The sequence below is a fragment of the Tissierella simiarum genome, assembly GCF_018917865.1.
GTDB lineage: Bacteria > Bacillota > Clostridia > Tissierellales > Tissierellaceae > Tissierella_C > Tissierella_C simiarum.
On the sequence record NZ_JAHLPM010000037.1, the window covers coordinates 1 to 3,065 of the forward strand.

Genomic DNA, 3,065 nt, shown 5'->3' on the forward strand with positions numbered 1-3,065 from the left:
CTTCCTACTCTCCCAGGGCGTTACCACCCAAGTACCATCGGCGATGAGAGGCTTAACTTCTGTGTTCGGTATGGGAACAGGTGTGTCCCTCTCTCTATCGTCACCAGACGAAAACTAATTTAACAATATATTTTAAGGTCAAGTCCTCGACTTATTAGTATCCCTTAGCTGCGAGTATTGCTACTCTTATACCTGGGACCTATCTACCAAGTAGTCTACTTGGAGTCTTACCCTTACGGTGGGAAATATAATCTTGAGGGGGGCTTCGTGCTTAGATGCCTTCAGCACTTATCCCTTCCAGACATAGCTACTCAGCCGTGCCTCTGGCGAGACAACTGATACACCAGCGGTCTGTCCATCCCGGTCCTCTCGTACTAAGGACAGATCCTCTCAAATTTCCTACGCCCACGACGGATAGGGACCGAACTGTCTCACGACGTTCTGAACCCAGCTCGCGTGCCTCTTTAATGGGCGAACAGCCCAACCCTTGGGACCTGCTTCAGCCCCAGGATGAGACGAGCCGACATCGAGGTGCCAAACCTCCCCGTCGATGTGGACTCTTGGGGGAGATAAGCCTGTTATCCCCGGGGTAGCTTTTATCCGTTGAGCGATGGCCCTTCCACTCGGAACCACCGGATCACTAAGTCCAACTTTCGTTCCTGCTCCACTTGTTGGTGTCGCAGTCAAGCTCCCTTCTGCCTTTACACTCTTCGCACGATTTCCGACCGTGCTGAGGGAACCTTTGAGCGCCTCCGTTACTTTTTAGGAGGCGACCGCCCCAGTCAAACTGCCCAACTGACAGTGTCCCAATACTAGTTTCATAGTATCTGGTTAGAATTTCAGCATTACAAGAGTGGTATCCCAAGGTCGGCTCCACCAAAACTGGCGCCCTGGTTTCTTAGCCTCCCACCTATCCTGTACATGCAATACCAAAATCCAATGTCAGCCTGCAGTAAAGCTCCACGGGGTCTTTCCGTCCTGTCGCGGGTAACTCGCATCTTCACGAGTACTACAATTTCACCGGATCCTTTGTTGAGACAGTGCCCAAATCGTTACACCTTTCGTGCGGGTCGGAACTTACCCGACAAGGAATTTCGCTACCTTAGGACCGTTATAGTTACGGCCGCCGTTTACTGGGGCTTAAGTTCAGAGCTTCGCTTACGCTAACCCTTCCCCTTAACCTTCCAGCACCGGGCAGGTGTCAGCCCCTATACTTCGTCTTTCGACTTAGCAGAGACCTGTGTTTTTGGTAAACAGTCGCTTGGGCCTATTCACTGCGGCCAATCAAGGCTTTCATCGTATAGATTACACCTTAACTGGCACCCCTTCTCCCGAAGTTACGGGGCTATTTTGCCGAGTTCCTTAACAAAGGTTCTTCCGAACGTCTTAGGATTCTCACCTCGCCTACCTGTGTCGGTTTGCGGTACGGGTACCCTTTGGCTCGATAGAGGCTTTTCTTGGCAGTGTGGAGTCAGCTGCTTCACTACTTATTTTTCGCTCCCCATCACATCTTGGAATTGTGTAAACGGATTTGCCTATCTACACTTCCTACTTGCTTGGACGTGCTCAACCAACGGCACGCTCAGCCTATCCTTCTGCGTCACCCCTTCTCTCAAGCGCCTCTAGGTAGTACAGGAATTTCCACCTGTTGTCCATCGCCTACGCCTTTCGGCCTCAGCTTAGGTCCCGACTTACCCTGAGTGGACGAGCCTTCCTCAGGAAACCTTAGGCTTTCGACGGGTGGGATTCTCACCCACCTTTTCGCTACTCATGCCAGCATTCTCACTTCTGTACAGTCCACCACTCCTTACGGTATAGCTTCTGCCCGTACAGAACGCTCCTCTACCGATACTTACGTATCCCACAGCTTCGGTATCAGATTTAAGCCCCGGAAATCTTCGGCGCAAGGTCACTCGACCAGTGAGCTATTACGCACTCTTTAAATGTATGGCTGCTTCTAAGCCAACATCCTGGTTGTCTGTGTAACCTCACATCCTTTACCACTTAATCTGAATTTAGGGACCTTAGCTGGTGATCTGGGCTCTTTCCCTTTCGACTATGAAGCTTATCCCCCATAGTCTGACTCCCAAGGATATGATTATGGCATTCGGAGTTTGATAGGTTTTGGTAACACTATGTGCCCCTAGACCATTCAGTGCTCTACCTCCATATCACTAACCTTGAGGCTAGCCCTAAAGCTATTTCGAGGAGAACCAGCTATCTCCGAGTTCGATTGGCTTTTCACCCCTATCCACAGGTCATCCCATAGTTTTTAAACACTAACGGGTTCGAGCCTCCATTGAATTTTACTTCAACTTCACTCTGCCCATGGATAGGTCACCCGGTTTCGGGTCTATGGCATACAACTATTCGCCCTATTAAGACTTGGTTTCCCTACGGCTTCGTACCTTAAGTACTTAACCTTGCTGCATACCATAACTCGCTGGCCCGTTCTACAAAAAGTACGCGGTTATTCTAATAATGAACTTCCACTGCTTGTAGGCATAGGGTTTCAGGTTCTATTTCACTCCCCTTCCGGGGTTCTTTTCACCTTTCCCTCACGGTACTTCTTCACTATCGGTCACCAAGTAGTATTTAGCCTTGGGAGGTGGTCCTCCCTGCTTCCCACAGGATTTCACGTGTCCCATGGTACTCTGGAGCACAGTCTGTGAAATTTAAATTTCGCTTACAGGACTATCACCTTCTATGGTGAGACTTTCCAGTCTTCTTCAGCTACCTAAATTTCATCCTTTACCGTGTCCTCAACCCCAGTACAAGTACTGGTTTGGGCTGTTCCCCGTTCGCTCGCCGCTACTTAGAGAATCGATTTTTCTTTCTCTTCCTCAGGGTACTTAGATGTTTCAGTTCCCCTGGTCTTCCTCTCCTTACCTATGGATTCAGTAAGGAGTACTTGAGGGTTACTCAAGTAGGTTTCCCCATTCGGAAATCTCCGGATCAAAGCCTATTTGCGACTCCCCGAAGCATATCGGTGCTTATCCCGTCCTTCATCGGCTCTTGGTGCCAAGGCATTCGCCCTATGCCCTTAATAACTTGACCTTTTTTTG

2 rRNA genes are annotated in these 3,065 nt (G+C 49.6%); both read right to left on the reverse strand.

Annotated features, from left to right (window positions below):
* Positions 1–108: ribosomal RNA gene (gene rrf / locus KQI42_RS20520) — 5S ribosomal RNA — on the reverse strand; the annotation flags it as partial.
* Positions 109–134: 26 nt separating this feature from the next.
* A 23S ribosomal RNA gene (locus KQI42_RS20525) occupies positions 135–3,057 on the reverse strand.
* Between the last annotated feature and the right edge of the window lie 8 nt (positions 3,058–3,065).